Origin of the sequence: Rhodococcus oryzae (assembly GCF_005049235.1) — a bacterium.
Classification (GTDB): Bacteria; Actinomycetota; Actinomycetes; order Mycobacteriales; family Mycobacteriaceae; genus Rhodococcus_G; species Rhodococcus_G oryzae.
The window spans coordinates 526,012-541,267 of the sequence record NZ_SUMD01000002.1 but is presented as its reverse complement, the minus strand read 5'-3'; the positions used below and the strand labels follow the sequence as shown (position 1 = coordinate 541,267).

At 68.6% G+C, this 15,256-nt stretch carries 12 protein-coding genes; 6 read left to right on the top strand and 6 right to left on the bottom strand.

The window, feature by feature from the left end; genetic code table 11:
* The first annotated feature begins 58 nt into the window (after positions 1 to 58).
* Positions 59 to 1,507 (top strand): aldehyde dehydrogenase, encoded by a 1,449-nt coding sequence (locus FCG67_RS05910; RefSeq protein WP_136907956.1) that lies wholly within the window; start codon positions 59 to 61, stop codon positions 1,505 to 1,507.
* Between the two features lie 67 nt (positions 1,508 to 1,574).
* Here FCG67_RS05910 and FCG67_RS05905 read toward each other — a convergent pair whose 3' ends face one another.
* On the bottom strand, positions 1,575 to 2,087 hold the full coding sequence (locus tag FCG67_RS05905; protein ID WP_136907954.1) for a hypothetical protein: 513 nt from the start codon (positions 2,085 to 2,087) through the stop codon (positions 1,575 to 1,577).
* Positions 2,088 to 2,228: 141 nt separating this feature from the next.
* On the opposite strand from FCG67_RS05905, the gene FCG67_RS05900 reads away from it, so the two are divergent.
* Together FCG67_RS05900 and eccA are read left to right on the top strand one after the other, a co-directional pair.
* The gene (locus FCG67_RS05900; RefSeq protein ID WP_136907952.1) at positions 2,229 to 3,206 is read left to right on the top strand and encodes a cation diffusion facilitator family transporter; all 978 of its coding nucleotides are present in this window, start codon (positions 2,229 to 2,231) and stop codon (positions 3,204 to 3,206) included.
* A gap of 48 nt (positions 3,207 to 3,254) precedes the next feature.
* Positions 3,255 to 5,075, top strand: a complete 1,821-nt coding sequence (eccA, locus tag FCG67_RS05895; protein WP_136907950.1) for a type VII secretion AAA-ATPase EccA — start codon at positions 3,255 to 3,257, stop codon at positions 5,073 to 5,075.
* Between the two features lie 67 nt (positions 5,076 to 5,142).
* On the opposite strand, the gene FCG67_RS05890 is transcribed toward eccA, so the two are convergent.
* The 5 genes from FCG67_RS05890 to FCG67_RS05870 form a co-directional block, all read right to left on the bottom strand.
* Positions 5,143 to 6,972 (bottom strand): phosphoenolpyruvate carboxykinase (GTP), encoded by a 1,830-nt coding sequence (locus tag FCG67_RS05890; RefSeq protein ID WP_136907948.1) that lies wholly within the window; start codon positions 6,970 to 6,972, stop codon positions 5,143 to 5,145.
* Between the two features lie 402 nt (positions 6,973 to 7,374).
* A complete protein-coding gene (locus tag FCG67_RS05885; RefSeq protein WP_246044875.1) occupies positions 7,375 to 8,091 on the bottom strand; it encodes a hypothetical protein in 717 nt (238 codons plus the stop codon).
* Positions 8,092 to 8,311: 220 nt separating this feature from the next.
* Positions 8,312 to 8,611 carry a DUF6802 family protein gene (locus tag FCG67_RS05880; RefSeq protein ID WP_246044873.1) on the bottom strand — a complete coding sequence of 100 codons (300 nt, stop codon included), beginning with the start codon at positions 8,609 to 8,611 and terminating at the stop codon, positions 8,312 to 8,314.
* Between the two features lie 73 nt (positions 8,612 to 8,684).
* Positions 8,685 to 10,112: a hypothetical protein gene (locus FCG67_RS05875; RefSeq protein ID WP_136907947.1), complete on the bottom strand. Its 1,428-nt coding sequence runs from the start codon at positions 10,110 to 10,112 to the stop codon at positions 8,685 to 8,687.
* Positions 10,109 to 10,789, bottom strand: coding sequence for a hypothetical protein (locus FCG67_RS05870; RefSeq protein ID WP_136907945.1), 681 nt, complete (start codon positions 10,787 to 10,789; stop codon positions 10,109 to 10,111). Before FCG67_RS05870 ends, FCG67_RS05875 begins: the two co-directional genes overlap by 4 nt.
* Before the next feature lie 354 nt (positions 10,790 to 11,143).
* Between FCG67_RS05870 and trmB the strand changes: the two genes are divergently transcribed.
* Genes trmB through FCG67_RS05855 form a run of 3 tightly spaced genes read left to right on the top strand, consistent with a single transcriptional unit; the run spans position 11,144 to position 15,254 of the window.
* Positions 11,144 to 11,905: a tRNA (guanosine(46)-N7)-methyltransferase TrmB gene (gene trmB, locus FCG67_RS05865; protein WP_136907943.1), complete on the top strand. Its 762-nt coding sequence runs from the start codon at positions 11,144 to 11,146 to the stop codon at positions 11,903 to 11,905.
* Complete coding sequence (locus tag FCG67_RS05860; protein WP_136907941.1) at positions 11,902 to 12,621, top strand: NYN domain-containing protein; 720 nt, start codon at positions 11,902 to 11,904, stop codon at positions 12,619 to 12,621. The genes trmB and FCG67_RS05860 overlap by 4 nt, the downstream gene beginning before the upstream one ends.
* On the top strand, positions 12,621 to 15,254 hold the full coding sequence (locus tag FCG67_RS05855; protein ID WP_136907939.1) for an MMPL family transporter: 2,634 nt from the start codon (positions 12,621 to 12,623) through the stop codon (positions 15,252 to 15,254). The genes FCG67_RS05860 and FCG67_RS05855 overlap by 1 nt, the downstream gene beginning before the upstream one ends.
* The last annotated feature ends 2 nt before the right edge of the window (positions 15,255 to 15,256 follow it).

Genomic DNA, 15,256 nt, shown 5'->3' with positions numbered 1-15,256 from the left:
CGTAACCCGCGTTGCCCCTTTCACGACGGACCCCGAACAGACCAGCAAGGAAGCACTCATGACTGATTACGACAAGCTCTACATCGGCGGGGAGTGGGTGGCACCCGCCACCGACGAGCGCCTCGAGGTGTTCTCGCCCGCGACCGAGGAGCGGGTTGGCAGCGTCCCGGTCGCCGCCCCGGCCGACATCGACGCCGCGATCGCCGCCGCGCGCACCGCACTCGAGACCGGCCCCTGGCCGCAGACCACCCCGGCGCAGCGCGCCGAGATCCTCGTCAAGGCGGCGAAGCTGATCGAGGAGCGTTCCGACGAGCTGTGCACCATGATCTCGGCCGAGATGGGCGCGCCGCGCGCGAGCGTCGAACTCATGCAGAAGACACCGACGCTGGCCACAATGAACAGCTTCGCGGCGCTGGCCGAGACGTTCTCCTGGGAGGAGGAGCGCACCGGACCGTTCGGCGTCTGCAAGGTCATGCGCGAGCCGGTCGGCGTCGTCGCCGCCGTCATCGCCTGGAACGTACCGCTGTTCCTGCTGGTCAACAAGCTGGCGCCCGCCATCATCTCCGGTTGCACCATGGTGCTCAAGCCCGCGCCGGAAACCCCGATGAGCGCCAACCTCGTCGCGGAGATCTTCGCCGAGGCCGGTCTGCCCGCAGGCGTGCTGTCCATCGTCCCCGGCGGCGCGGAGACCGGCGAGTACCTCGTCTCGCACCCCGACGTCGACAAGATCACCTTCACCGGCAGCAGCGCCGTCGGCCGCAAGATCGGCGCGATCGCCGCGCAGAACCTCAAGCGTTGTTCCCTCGAGCTCGGTGGCAAGTCCGCCGCGATCCTGCTCGAGGACATGGACGTGCCGGCAACCATGCCGATGCTGGTGCTGTCGGGCCTGATGAACTCCGGCCAGGCGTGCGTCGGCCAGACCCGTATCCTGGCGCCGCGCTCGCGTTACGACGAGATCGTCGAGGCCATGGCCGCTTTCGTCGGGTTCTTGCCGATGGGTATGCCGGACGATCCGGCCGCGCAGCTCGGCCCGATCATCACCGCCAAGCAGCGAGACAAGGTCCTCGGCTACATCGACAAGGGCAAGGAAGAGGGCGCCCGCCTCGTCGTCGGCGGTGGCGTGCCTGCCGGCCTGGAGAAGGGCTACTTCGTCGAGCCGACCATCTTCGCCGACGTCGACAACTCGATGACGATCGCTCGCGAGGAGATCTTCGGACCGGTCCTGTCGGTGATCCCCTATGACAGCGTCGAGGAGGCCATCAAGATCGCCAACGACTCCGACTACGGTCTGGCCGGCTCGGTCTACACCACCGACATCGAGAAGGGCCTCGAGGTCGCCAAGCAGATCCGCACCGGCACCTTCGGGATCAACTGGTACGCCTTCGATCCGGGTTCCCCGTTCGGCGGCTACAAGAACTCCGGCATCGGCCGCGAGAACGGACCCGAGGGCCTGGACGAGTACTGCGAGCTCAAGTCGGTGCTGATGCCCCCCGGCTACGGCGCCTGATCGACGACAGACACAGCAGAACGGCCCCGCGAACCATTCGGTTCGCGGGGCCGTTCTGGTGTGTGGACTAGCTGCCGAACGGGAGGGCGGAGCTGCCGTCCGAGCTACCGCCGGGCAGGAGCCCCACCTGCATGATCTTGGGGCTGTCGATGACGGGGTTCATCAGGTCGAGCAGGCTCACGCAACCGCCGATGACGCCGTACACCCCGGTCGGGATCTCGTTGGTGGTGCTGTTGACGGTCATGCCGGGGAGGGCGCCGAACAGCGTCAGCGGGTTCGCCACGTTCGGGTACACGACCACGCCCGGATCGAGGAGCTTGACCGGGTTCTCGACCACCGCGGGCACGTCCGCCGCGTTGACCACGAAGGCCTGGCAGCCGGTCAGGCTCAGGATGGGGTTCGGGTTCTTGATGGACATGGTGATGCTGTTGCCCGACGACGAGGCGTTGACCTCGGGCGGCAGGATCGACGCCGCGGATGCCGTGGCCGGCATGGTCATCGTGACGGTGGCGACGGTGGCGACGGCGATCGCCGCACCGCCGGCGAGACGCTTGAGACCGCTCCGGGTTGCTGCCTGCATTTTCGACCCTCTCAACTGAACGAATGTCCACATGAACACTGACAAACCGAAAGGGTAAGGCGTCCGGGGGGTCTCGCGTGGACGATCCGCGCAACGGTTGGACAATTCACACGGCTGGGGCGCGGCAACTATTGTTCGGGAGTGAGCCAGTCCGATACACAGCCAGACTCCGGTCCGGAGCAGAACGCGAATGCCGACGACGAGAGCACGCTCACCGTGCTCCTCGCGTTCGGCGCGAATCTCGCTATCGCAGTGGCGAAGTCGGTCGCCGCCGCAATGACGGGTTCCGCCTCCATGGTCGCCGAGGCGACCCATTCCTGGGCGGATACCGGCAACGAGGTGCTGCTGCTGATCGCCAACCGGCGGTCCCGGCACGCGGCCGACAAGGCACACCCGCTCGGGTTCGGCCGCGAGGCCTACATCTGGTCGATGTTCGCGGCACTCGGCCTGTTCGCCCTCGGCGCGGGCGTCTCGATCACCCACGGCGTCCAGGAGCTTTTCAATCCGGAACCGGCCAGCGACTTCGGGGTGGCGTACGCGGTCCTCGGGATCTCGTTCGTGCTGGAGGCGATCTCCTTCCGGCAGGCGTTCCGGCAGCTGCGCGCGGAGGCGTCCGACGCCGACCGGGATCTGCTCGAGCACGCGCTCAAGACGTCCGACCCGACGGTCCGCGCCGTGTTCGCGGAGGATGCCGCCGCGCTGATCGGTCTGGTGATCGCGTTCGCGGGTGTGCTGGCGCACCAGCTGACCGGCTCGCCGATCCCGGACGCCCTCGGGTCCATCGCGGTCGGCATTCTGCTCGGCGTGATCGCGCTGATCCTCATCGATCGCAACCGGCGGTTCCTGGTCGGCGAGGAGGCGTCGCCGCAGCTGCGCGGCGCGGGTCTCGAGACGCTGCTGTCGCTACCCGAGGTGAGCCGGGTGACGTTCCTGCGGATGGAGTACCTGGGCCCCCGGCAGGTGTACCTGGTCGCGGGCGTCGACCTGGTGGGCGACCTGGCCGAGCACACGGTCGCAGGCATCCTGCGCGACCTGGAGGGTCAGCTCGAGGCGCACCCGCACATCGTCAAGGCCGTACTCACGCCGTCGAACGAGGACGAGCCGAGCCTGCTCGTCTGAGACCCGGCCCCCGAGTCGCGGTAGCATCGATCCGCATATCGATGCACCGTGGTGCTGATCTTCTGGGGGGAAGTCGTGTTCGAGCACTCGCGTGCGCGCAATCTTTTCGACGCTGGCCTGTTGTCACTCGGATTCATGGTGAACGGCCGACGTGGGGTAACCGATTCCACTCGCGCGCGATCGCAGTTCCAACAGGCCCTCGAACTCGACCCCGATATGTGCGATGCCTGGCTCGGGCTTGCCGCCACCGGTCTCGTCGACTCACGGGTGATCGTCAACCTCTATCGCACGGCCCGGATCAGCCTGGGCCGTGAGCAGACCCGGATCGGCTTGCGGCCGGGCACTCTGTCGGCGCGTTTCGAAACCGGCTACCTGGTCAGCTACCCGCTGTCGAACGGCAACCAGATCTGGGTCGCGGCCGCGGCGAACATGATCGAATCCAGGCAGTACACAACCGCCCTCGGCATCCTCGACAGCCTGCCCGCAGGCAGCAACCTGCCAGTCGCCGACTATGTCCGTGCTGTGCTGTACCTGCGCACCCAGCGTTGGCCGGACCTGCTCGAGGCGTTGGCCGAGTCCGAGCGTTGGACCGACGACTTCCTCCGGGCCGGGGCGAACTCGATGGTCGGCCACGCGTGCGCACACCTCGGCCTGTTGGAGGAGGCGGACCGACGCCTGCGACTGGTGGACGCGGGGCCGATCGCCGCGGCGGCGCGACATGCCCAGTTCATGCGGGGCCTGATCGCCCGCGATCGGGACGACGAGCCGGGCGCGCGGGCGCTGTTCGAGCGGGTGTACGCATCCGAGCCGGGATTCGCCGATAACACTCGAGCCATGGGCGATACGGGATTTCGGCTCAATCGGACGAGCGCCGAACAGATCGCCTGCCGCCTCGATCCGTGGGATCCGGCGTCCGCGCCACCAGAGGAGGATCTTCAGGAAGCGGACCGGCGAGAGCGCGGCGAAGCCATCCTCGCCGAGTCCAGGCGCATGCTGGACGCGATGATCGGGCTCGGATCCGTCAAACGCGAGGTGGAGAAGCTCACCGCGGCAACCCTGTTGGCCCGATCCTCAGGCGAGGCCAATTCGTCCGCTCCCCGGTCGCGGCACCTGGTCTTCACCGGACCGCCCGGCGTCGGCAAGACCGAGGTCGCGAGGATTCTCGGAAAGATGTACCACGGACTCGGACTCCTCAAGACCGACACGGTGCTCGAGGTGGCCCCGAACGACTTCTTCGCACCCGGATATGGAACGCCCGAGCATCGCTCGCGCGAGATCTTCGAACGCGCCCTCGACGGGGTGCTGTTCATCGACGAGGCCTACTCGCTCTATCAGGATGGATTCACCGGCGGTGATGCCTTTGGCACAATTGTCATCAATGCACTGCTCGCGACCATGGAAAACCATCGCGACCGGCTGGTCGTGATCGTGGCCGGCTACGAGGACGCCATGGATGCCTTCCTCGAGCGGAACGCAGGTCTCAAGAGCCGGTTCGCCAAGCAGATCCGGTTCCCCTCGTACACCCCGTCGGAGCTTGCCGAGATCGCCGGCGCGATGGCCCGCAACAAATACGCGGCAACGCTGTCGGAAGAGGCCTCAGACGAGATCAGGCGAATAGTCGAGCACATGTGTACAGCCACCGAGTCGACCCCGAGCGGCGGTGTGCGCACTCTGATCGACCGCGAGGGAAACGGACGCTTCGTCCGGAACCTGCTCGAGGGCGCCACCGAGGAGCGGGACCTGCGGCTCGTCTCCACCACCTCGGACCTGCAGTCGCTCTCGGCGGCAGACCGCACCCGCATCGAACGGCAGGACGTGGTCCTCACCATCCGGGATCGCCATCCCGATTTCGCCGTCACTTCCCCCTGAACGACCCGATGCCACATCGGTTCACGCAAGGTGAACCGATGTGGCATCGGTGGAGAACTGGGTCGGACTAGCCCAGACGCTGCTTGAGCGCCTCGAACTCGTCGCGGATGCCGGAGGGCACCTTCTCGCCGAGGAACTCGAACCACTCGGTGATGAGCGGGATCTCCTGCTTCCACTCGTCGACGTTGACGGCGAGCGCCTCGTCGACGTCAGCGGCCACGACGTCGAGCCCGGTCAGCTCGAGGTCCGCCGCGGTCGGCACGTAGCCGATCGGGGTCGCCTGCGCGCCTGCCTTGTGCTCGATGCGGTCGATGATCCACTTGAGCACGCGGGAGTTCTCGCCGAACCCGGGCCACAGGAACCGGCCGTCGTCGCCGCGACGGAACCAGTTGACGTAGAAGATCTTCGGCAGCTTCTCCGAGTCGGCGTTCTTGCCGAGGGTGATCCAGTGGTTCAGGTAGTCACCGGCGTTGTATCCGATGAACGGGATCATCGCCATCGGGTCGCGGCGAACGGTGCCGACCGCACCCTCGGCCGCGGCGGTCTGCTCGGAGGAGAGCGTCGCGCCGAGGAAGGTGCCGTGCTGCCAGTCGAAGGACTCGCTGACCAGCGGGACGGTCGTCTTGCGACGGCCGCCGAACAGGATCGCCGAGATCGGCACGCCCTGCGGGTCGTCCCACTCGGGGGCCAGGATCGGGCACTGCGACATCGGGGTGCAGTAGCGCGAGTTCGGGTGGGCGGCCTTCTCGCCGGACTCGGGGGTCCAGTCGTTGCCCTTCCAGTCGACCAGGTGCTGCGGGTCGCCCTCGAGGCCCTCCCACCACACGTCACCGTCGTCGGTGAGTCCGACGTTCGTGTACAGCGAGTTGCCCGCCTCGAGCGTCTTCATCGCGTTGGGGTTCGAGCCGTAGTTGGTGCCCGGCGCGACGCCGAAGAAACCGAACTCCGGGTTGACGGCGTACAGGCGGCCGTCCTCACCGAAGCGCATCCACGCGATGTCGTCGCCAAGGGTCTCGGCACGCCACCCGGGGATGGTCGGCTGGATCATCGCGAGGTTGGTCTTGCCGCATGCGGACGGGAAGGCCGCCGCGACGTAGTACGCCTTGTCCTCGGGCGAGATCAGCTTGAGGATCAGCATGTGCTCGGCCAGCCAGCCCTCGTCGTGGGCCATGGCCGACGCGATGCGCAGCGAGTAGCACTTCTTACCCAGGAGGGCGTTGCCGCCGTAGCCGGAGCCGTAGCTCCAGATCTCGCGGTCCTCGGGGAAGTGGGTGATGTACTTGGTGTCGTTGCAGGGCCACGGCACGTCGGCCTGGCCATCGGCCAGCGGCGCGCCAACGGAATGCAGCGCCTTCACGAACGGCTTGTCGGAGCCCAGCTTGTCGAGCGCGGCCTGGCCCATCCGGGTCATGATGCGCATCGAGACGACGACGTACTCGGAGTCGGTGATCTCCACGCCCAGCTTCGGGTCGTCGGCACCGAGCGGGCCCATGCAGAACGGCACCACGTACATGGTGCGTCCGCGCATGCTGCCGCGGTAGAGGTCGGTCATCAGGCCGCGCATCTCGGCCGGGTCCATCCAGTTGTTGGTGGGGCCGGCGTCGATCTCCTCGCGGGAGCAGATGTAGGTCCGCGACTCGACGCGCGCCACATCGGAGGGATCCGAATTGCCGAGGAACGAGTTCGGCTTCTTCTCCGCGTTGAGCCGCGTGAAGGTGCCCGCCTCGACCAGCTTGTCGGTGAGCCGCTCCCACTCCTCGTCGGAGCCGTCGGCGAACACGACGCGGTCGGGCTGGGTGAGCTCGGCAACCTCTTGCACCCAGGCGAGCAGCTCGCTGTGCGAGGTGGGTGCGGTGCCGTCAGTTCCGTTCAGACCGGGAATGGTCGCTGAGGTCATCAAACTCTCCTGGGTGTGCCGGTACCGTCCAACCACCGCCAGCTGCACGAATGCACTTGACGATGTAGTCGGTTTTCCCCTCTCGGCGGGGCGCATCCCGCTGCTCCGTCGACGCATGCGTGCGAACGCAGACGGCAAACGGAGGACACGGGCGCCGGGTGTCCTGGTACGAGGTTAACGCTGAGTGTCCCCCCGTAGGGAATCGGGTCTTGTCCGATGAGTCACAAGACCGATTCAGTGATCCCACGCGGGGCGTTCTGGGCCGCGCGCAGGCCTGAGACGGCCCGAGACAGCCGAACACCCCCGGAGGCGACTGAGGACCGAGTGCTCGTCCTCGGAGGGGTCCCCGACGGCCCCCTCCTGTCATTCCGGAGGTGTTCGTGGTCTAGCTGTTCAGAAGGACTAGCTGCCGTTGTTGATGACGTTGGTGATGGTGTCACCGAGAACGTCGCTGATCGAGCCGGTGGAGCTGAGCTGGCCCTCGGCGGAACCGGTGCCGGTGCCGTCCGCGACGCTGAGCACGGCCTCACCCGGGTTAGGGATGCGCACGGTGAAGCAGGCGGTCAGGTTCGGCAATTCCGTGCCGACGCCGACGGTGCCTGCGACGCCGGTGCCCCGGCTGGTGATCTGCGAGCCGGGCGCGGCATTGGCCGGAACCTTGTAGGTCGTCTTCAGGGTGACCGGGTTGCCGGAGTTGACGAACCAACCGGTGCTGGTCACCTTCCAGCCGTCGCCGTTCGCCGAGGGGGTGACCTCGGCCTCGTGCTGGCCGGTCGGGATGCCAACCGAGAACGCCGTCACGGTCGCCTTGACGGGCGCGCCGAAGCCCACCGGCGGGATGTCGTTGATGGTGTTGACATACGGGTTACCGATGCCGGTGGTGGAGACGACCGTCGTGTACGTGACGAGGGTGCCCGGGGCGGCCTGGGTGGCCGAGACCGTCTTGGAGTAGTTGTGGGTGATCCCCCACGTCGAGATGTCGTTCTTGCTGGCCGTGCTGGACTGGTTGCACTCGGCGGCGCTGGCGGTGCCGGCGCCCAGGCCGACCGTCAGGCCGGTCGCAACCAGGGCGGCAGACGCGGCCACTGCCGCAGCGCGGCGCATCGGGGTGTGAGACATGTGGAGATCTCCATTCGATCAGTTACAGCGCCAACCACGTAGTGCCGGACTGTCACGGCCGACGGGCGCCGGATTTGCAAGGGGTGCGCGAGGTCATCGCACCGTGACCTTTATACGGACAAGTGTCCAACCCCACAGGCAATTGCGAATAATCGCCAACGGCACAGCCCTGCTCCCTCGCGATCCGCTCCACCCAGGCCGCGGATCCAACGCCTGGTGCCTACAGGCTGCCGTGGTCAGTCCTGGCCCACAGGACCTCGCCGTCGGCCCCGCGGTTGGCATGCCACGACTCGTACCCACCGTCGCCCTCGATGGCGGTGATGTGATCGGCGAACCCGTCTTCGTCCAGGTCAGAGGCCACGTACAGGGTCCCGCCCGTCGAGTAGGTCCTGGTGTCGAGGATCCCGTCACCGTCCAGGTCCGCGGTGGGAGCGTGCAGCTCCATCTCGCCGGCGTCGGGGCCCATCGGGTGCTGGGCGGGGCCGAGCGTGCCGAGCAGCAGCATGTCGTCGTGCATCATCACCACGACTCCTTCCGTTGGCTGGACTGGTCGCTACTGATTGGACGCAGCGCCGCCGCGGGCGGTTCCACCGTTACCGAACGGTGACGCTCGCGTACGCCTCCAACACGGCGAGGTCACGGTCGCAGGAGGCCAGTTTCCCTGCCCTGCTGCCCGCACGCTCACGCAGCTGCCGATCGAGCGCGGCCAGCCGGTCCTCGGACTCGCGCGTCCGCTCCCGATGCCTCGCCAGGACCGCCTCCGCACACCTGGCCTCGGTGTCGACCAGCCGGCCGAGCACCCGTTGCTCCAACACCGACCGCACCGCCGAAAGCGTCTCCACCACCCACTGACGGAGGTGCGCGCGATCGGCGAGGTGCCCGCGGGCCCGGGTGAGCCACCACGCGGCGCCGCCGCCCAGCAGCAGGGTCACCGGGATGCTGGCGAGGTCGAGCGCGGGCACTGTCGACAGCGGAGCCATCACCATCCGACCGAGGCCCAGGCCGGCGGACGCCCCGAACACGATCATCATCCGGTCCTCGAGCCCACGGTGCCGCGGCGCGGGCGGCTCGATCGCAGGCACCGTCGGCGTTCGGTTCTCGTCGGTCAGCGCCGCACCCAGCACCTGCGCGCTGACCTCGGCCAGGCGCGCATCCGCCGCCGCGTCGACCCTCGCGGTGAGCGCCGCGACCGCGTCACGCAGGTGTTGCGGGTATGCCGCCAGCGCGGTGCGGTCGGCTCGGTCGATGGCCTCCCGTGCCGCGGCGGACTCCGCCCGTACCTGGTCGCTCACCTCGTGCACCAGCTCCACCCTGGCCAGCGCGGTGAGCCTGCGCAGGACCGCGGCCCGATCGCCGCGCCACCCGTCCCGGTCTGCCACCAGCGCGGACCGCTCTGCTCGGAGCGCCGCGGTGTCGTCGGTCGCGCGCAGCGATTCGGCGGAGGCCCGGATCAGGGCCCCGGCCTGTTCCGCCGCGCCCGTGGCCCGCATGCGCAGCCGTGCCTGTCGTTCGGGGACGGCGGTGGTCGCCTCGAGGATCGCCGCACGCAGCTCCTCGATGCCGCGACCGCCCGGCACCGAGACCGGATGGATCACGGCACCCGCGAACCGGGGCAGGTACTCGGTGAGCAGCTCGGTGTTCCGCCGAGCGACCGCCGCCCAGTCGTGGTGCGCGTCGACCCCGGTGAGCGCGAAGATCACCGTGTGCGCGGACTCGGCGCCGTCCCGCAACAGTTCGAGTTCCTCCCGACCGAGCGGCGCCGCGGCGTCGAGCACCATCAGGGCCACGCCTGCCGCGGGATCTGGCGCCTCGGCGAACCGCAGCTCGCGGCTCCCGGCCCCTGCCTCCGCGAGCGCAGCGATCAGATCGCCGCGACCACTGCCGGGCACGCCGAGGACCAGCACCGTCACCGCGCCGCCCGGATCCGGCTCGGGTGGCGCGGGCCGCTCCAGACCGGCCAGCGCGCCGGGATTCCACCGGCGCAGGACGGCGGCCAACTCCGGCGGCACCGTGTCGTTCACCGGACCTCCCCGCGGGCCCACTGCCGAACCGCACTCCGGTGCAGCGTCAGGGCCGCCCTGGTGCTGCGCGCGTCGAAGCCGCCGTTCATCCGGCCGCGCCACGTCCGGGCCCGACGCAGCGCGAGAGCCGGATCGTCCGGCGGCGGCTCCGCCTGCATCTCCCCCTCTTGCGGGAGGATCGCCGCGACCGCGACCGTCAGCGCCTCGTCGCACGCCAGGTAGTCCTCCACCGCGTCGCGGACGCTCGCGGTCCCGATCAGCGCCCGCAGCTCCGCCGACAGCCCCGCTGCCCTGGCGGCCAGGCAGGCCCCGAGCCGCTCGGTGACCGCGATCCGCAGATCGGCCACGCCGAACTGCGACCGACTGTCCACGGGCAGACAGGGCACACCGAGGACCGCCGCGGCGCGCTCGGCGGCGACAGCGGAGTCGGCCAGCGTGTCCGCCTTGTTCAGGACGGCCAGCCCCCGATCCCCCGCGATGCCCGCCGCGGCCACGTCGGCGCGACGCGGCGGGTCGCACACCACGAGCAGGATCAGCTCCGCGGTCAATGCCGGGTCCTCGGCGCCCGGCACGTCCCAAGCGGGGGTCTCCGCGACCTCGGCCCCCTGCACCGGACCGAGCGCCGCGATGACCGCGGACCGACCGACCCCCGCGCGCCCGGTCACCTGTATCCGCACCGGAGCGCGATACCGCCGCACAGCCCGGCTCACCAGAGCCCCGGCCGCCGGATCCGCCTCCGTCGCCGATCGTCGTAACCCATCGACCGTCGCATCGAATTTCATCGACGCCATCGCGTCACCCCCCAAAGAAAAGAACGCGCCCCCCGGCGCGCACCGAATGATCGCAGCCTCTGCGGCGCGACGCACCACGAGGCCCGGAATTCGTCGATCCCATCACCGAAACGGCAGGTCGCGACCTGTCCACGGGCGGCGGCCGCGGTGGCGCGACCCGCTTCCGGACACCCGCACGACGGCACCCGCCCGGGAAAGTCTCAACTTTCACTTCAGACCCACCTGCCACAACCCTCCATCATGCGTGACAATGGTCGGGTGAATGACGCGAAATCCCGGGTGGCAGGGGCCACCGAACAGGGTTCCCGCCTGTACCCCCGGGTGACCAGTTTCCGCTCGCGCCGCGGCGCCCTGACCGACCCTCAGCAGCAGACCTGGGACCGGCTGTGGCCCACGATCGGCGCCGATGTCTCCGACGCTCCGCTGGACGTCGCCGGGTGGTTCGGCCGCGAGGCCCCGACCATCGTGGAGATCGGCAGCGGCACCGGCACTGCGACCGCGGCGATGGCCAAGGCCGAGCCGCACGCGAACCTGATCGCGATCGAGGTGTACCGGCCCGGTCTCGCCCAGTTGCTGCAGGCGATCGAGCGGGACTCGATCCCCAACATCCGGGTGCTGCGGGGCGACGCCGTCGACGTGCTCGAGAACATGCTCGGACCGGAATCACTGACCGGCGTCCGGGTGTTCTTCCCTGACCCCTGGCCCAAGGCCCGCCACCACAAGCGCAGGCTGCTGCAGGGGCCGACGTTCAAGCTGATCGCGGAGCGGCTGATGCCTGGCGGCGTGCTGCACGTCGCGACCGATCACGCCGAGTACGCCGAGTGGATCGCCGAAGCAGGCAATGCCGAACCGCTGCTGACGCCGCTCGACTGGGATGATCTCGCGCAGGGCCCGGCCGATTCGCCGATGACCCACGAACGTCCGGTCACCAAATTCGAGAACAAGGCGCAGCAGGTGGGCCGACCCATCACAGAGCTGATCTGGGGAAAGGTTCGAGCATGAGTGTGAGCGAGCGGTTACCGGACACGACACCGACCGACGCCGTGGGAGCAAACTCACTGGCGGACGAGCCTCGTGAGGTGCGGCACCAGAAGCGGGTGCTGCTGGTGTGGGACGCGCCGAACCTGGACATGGGCCTCGGCGCCATCCTCGGTGGCCGCCCCACCGCCGCCTACCGGCCACGATTCGACGCCCTCGGACGCTGGCTCCTCGGCCGGACCGCCGAGCTGTCCGGCACCAGCGCGGTGCGCCTCGAACCGGAGGCAACGGTGTTCACGAACATCGCCTCGGGCAGCGCCGATGTAGTCCGCCCGTGGGTCGAGGCCTTGCGTAATGTGGGTTTCGCGGTGTTCGCCAAGCCGAAGATCGATGAGGACAGCGATGTCGACGCCGACATGCTCGACCACATCGCCCTTCGCGCTCGGGACGGCGGGCTGGCCGGGATCATGGTCGCCTCCGCCGACGGTCAGGCCTTTCGCGAACCGTTGGAGGACATCGCTGCAACCGGTGTTCCGGTGCAGATTCTCGGCTTCCGCGAACACGCGAGCTGGGCGGTCGCCTCGGAGATCCTCGAGTTCGTAGACCTCGAGGACATCCCCGGGGTGTTCCGCGAGCCGCTGCCGCGGGTGAGCCTGGAGTCCCTGCCGGACGAGGGTGCCTGGTTGCAGCCGTTCAGACCGCTGTCGGCCCTGCTCATCGGGCGTCAAGGAGTTCAATAGTGTTCGCCACCTGGGGCCGACTCGTCTACCGCCTCCGATTCGCCGTGATCGGAGCGATGGTCGGGCTGATGCTCGCCCTCGGCGCGTACGGCCTCGGGTTGGAGAACAACCTCAGCCAGAGCGGCTGGGACGACCCCGGTTCCGAATCGGTGGCGGCGGCCAAGCTGGCCGACGGCACCTTCGGACGCGACACCGTCGCCGACGTGATCCCTGTCTACACCGCGCCCGAGGGCAAAACGGTCGACGACCCGGCGTTCGGCGCGAAGATCACCAAGAGCCTGGACGAGCTGGCGGCGAACAACCCGGACGAGATCCTCAAGATCAACGCCAGCTACTGGTCGACCAAGATCGCCCTGATGGCCGATGCCTCGAAGGAACACGCGTTCGCCAGCGTCGCCATCAAGGGCGACAACGACACCGAGGTCGCCGCGAACTTCAAGAAGGTCCGCGACGAGTTCTACATCGACGGGGTCGACGTCCAGCTCACCGGACTGCAGCCCGTCACCGGCACCCTCAACGACACCATGGCCAACGACGTGCACCGGATGGAGATCCTGGCGATCCCTGCGGTCGGCGTGCTGCTGTTCTTCATCTTCGGCGGCGTCGTCGCCGCGGCGCTGCCACTGATCGTCGGCGGCCTGACCATCATCGCTGCCAACGGCGTGGTCAAACTGATCACCCATTTCACCGAGGTCAACGCCTTCGTTGTGCCGGTGGTCTCGCTGATCGGCCTCGGCCTGGCGATCGACTACGGCCTGTTCATGGTCAGCCGCTTCCGCGAGGAGATCGCCGAGGGCTACAGCACCGGCGACGCCGTGCGGCGAACTGTGATGACCGCCGGGCGCACCGTGATCTTCTCGGCGACGATGATCGTCGCCAGCCTCGGCGGCCTGCTGATCTTCCCGCAGGGCTTCCTCAAGTCGGTCGCCTACGGCGCCATCGCGGCCGTCATCCTGGCCGCGGTGATCTCGGTGACGGTGCTGCCCGCGATCCTCGCCATTCTCGGGCGCCGGGTGGACGCGCTCGGACTGAAGTTCATGCGCAAGACCAAGACCACCGACGAGATCGAGAACAGCGTCTGGGGCCGGCTGACCCAGTGGGTGATGAAGCACCCGCTCAAGGTGACCATCCCGATCGTGATCGGCCTGCTGCTGCTCACCATCCCGATCTCGAACATCAAGTTCGGCGGCATCAACGAGACCTACCTGCCCCCGGACAACCCGACCCGCGTCGCGCAGGGCGAGTTCAACGAGCTGTTCCCCAACTCCCGGTCCGAGCCGGTCAAGCTGGTGCTCGACGGCGCTCAGGGCGCGCAGATCACCCAGATCGTCAAGGAGGCCAACGGGGCGCCCGGTCTTGTCGAGAAGTTCACGATCAACAACCCGACCAAGGACGGGGTGACGGTCTTCAAGGCCGGCCTGGTCGACCGCAACGACTCCGAGGCGACGATCGACTACCTCCGGGCCATGGACGTGCCCGACGGGGTGACCATGCTGGTTGGCGGCACCCCCGCGATCGAGCAGGACTCGATCGCCGCGCTGCTGGACAACCTGCCGCTGATGATCACCATGGTGGTGCTGCTGACCACCCTGCTGATGTTCCTGGCGTTCGGATCGCTGGTACTGCCGATCAAGGCGGTGCTGATGACCGCGCTGGGCCTCGGCGCCACCCTCGGCATCCTGACCTGGATCTTCATCGACGGAAACGGAGCCGGACTGCTCAACTTCACGCCTGGACCGATCATGTCGCCGGTCCTGGTGCTGATCATGGCGATCATCTACGGCCTGTCCACCGACTACGAGGTGTTCCTGCTCTCGCGGATGGTGGAGGCCAGGGCGCAGGGCGCCAGCACCACCGAGTCGGTTCGGGTCGGCACCGCGCACACCGGCCGCATCATCTCCGCGGCCGCGCTGATCCTCATCGTCGTCACCGGCGCGTTCGCGTTCTCCGAGCTGGTGATGATGAAGTACATCGCCTACGGCATGATCGCCGCGCTCGTCATCGACGCCACCCTGATCCGGATGTTCCTGGTGCCCGCGACCATGAAGCTGCTCGGCGACGACTGCTGGTGGGCGCCCGCCTGGATGAAGCGGATCCAGGAGAAGCTGGGCCTGGGCGAGCCGGTCCTCGAGGACGAGCGGATGCCGTCCGACGTCCCGGTGATCGTGACGCCCCCGATGCCCGTCCCGGTCGAGCCGCGGCCCGCGAATCCCGTCCCGCTCACCAGGGCCGCGGTCGAGCAGGTCCTGCCCGCGCGCACCGCGGCTCCCACCGCGATCGCCGAGCACGAGGCGCCGCTGTCGGAACCGCTGACCGAGCCGATCCCCCGGGCACACCCGCCCGTCGTCGCACCGGAGCAGGCCCCGCGTCGGGCACCCGCCCCGCCACCGTCGAGCAGGGTTGCACCCGCCCCGGCGCAGACGGAGCGGGACTCCCGTCCGATCGAGAGCTGGTTGGCCGAGCTGAAGGTGCCGCGGCCGCCTCAGGCGGCTCCCCCGATGACGGCTCCGATGCAGACCAACGGCTCGGATCAGTCCGCGGACGCGGGCGAGGATCAGGGCAGGCACCGGCACTCGGCCGGCTCGCCGACGGTGAGCGTCAGCGAGCTGCTCGCCCGCCACCAGGAGGACTGAGG

Bases quoted from the DNA above. Each gene is read 5' to 3' on its own strand.
- FCG67_RS05910 (WP_136907956.1), top strand. From the start codon at position 59: ATGACTGATTACGACAAGCTCTACATCGGCGGGGAGTGGGTGGCACCC.
- FCG67_RS05905 (WP_136907954.1), bottom strand. From the start codon at position 2,087: ATGCAGGCAGCAACCCGGAGCGGTCTCAAGCGTCTCGCCGGCGGTGCG.
- FCG67_RS05890 (WP_136907948.1), bottom strand. From the start codon at position 6,972: ATGACCTCAGCGACCATTCCCGGTCTGAACGGAACTGACGGCACCGCA.
- FCG67_RS05885 (WP_246044875.1), bottom strand. From the start codon at position 8,091: ATGTCTCACACCCCGATGCGCCGCGCTGCGGCAGTGGCCGCGTCTGCC.
- FCG67_RS05880 (WP_246044873.1), bottom strand. From the start codon at position 8,611: ATGATGCACGACGACATGCTGCTGCTCGGCACGCTCGGCCCCGCCCAG.
- trmB (WP_136907943.1), top strand. From the start codon at position 11,144: ATGCGTGACAATGGTCGGGTGAATGACGCGAAATCCCGGGTGGCAGGG.
- FCG67_RS05860 (WP_136907941.1), top strand. From the start codon at position 11,902: ATGAGTGTGAGCGAGCGGTTACCGGACACGACACCGACCGACGCCGTG.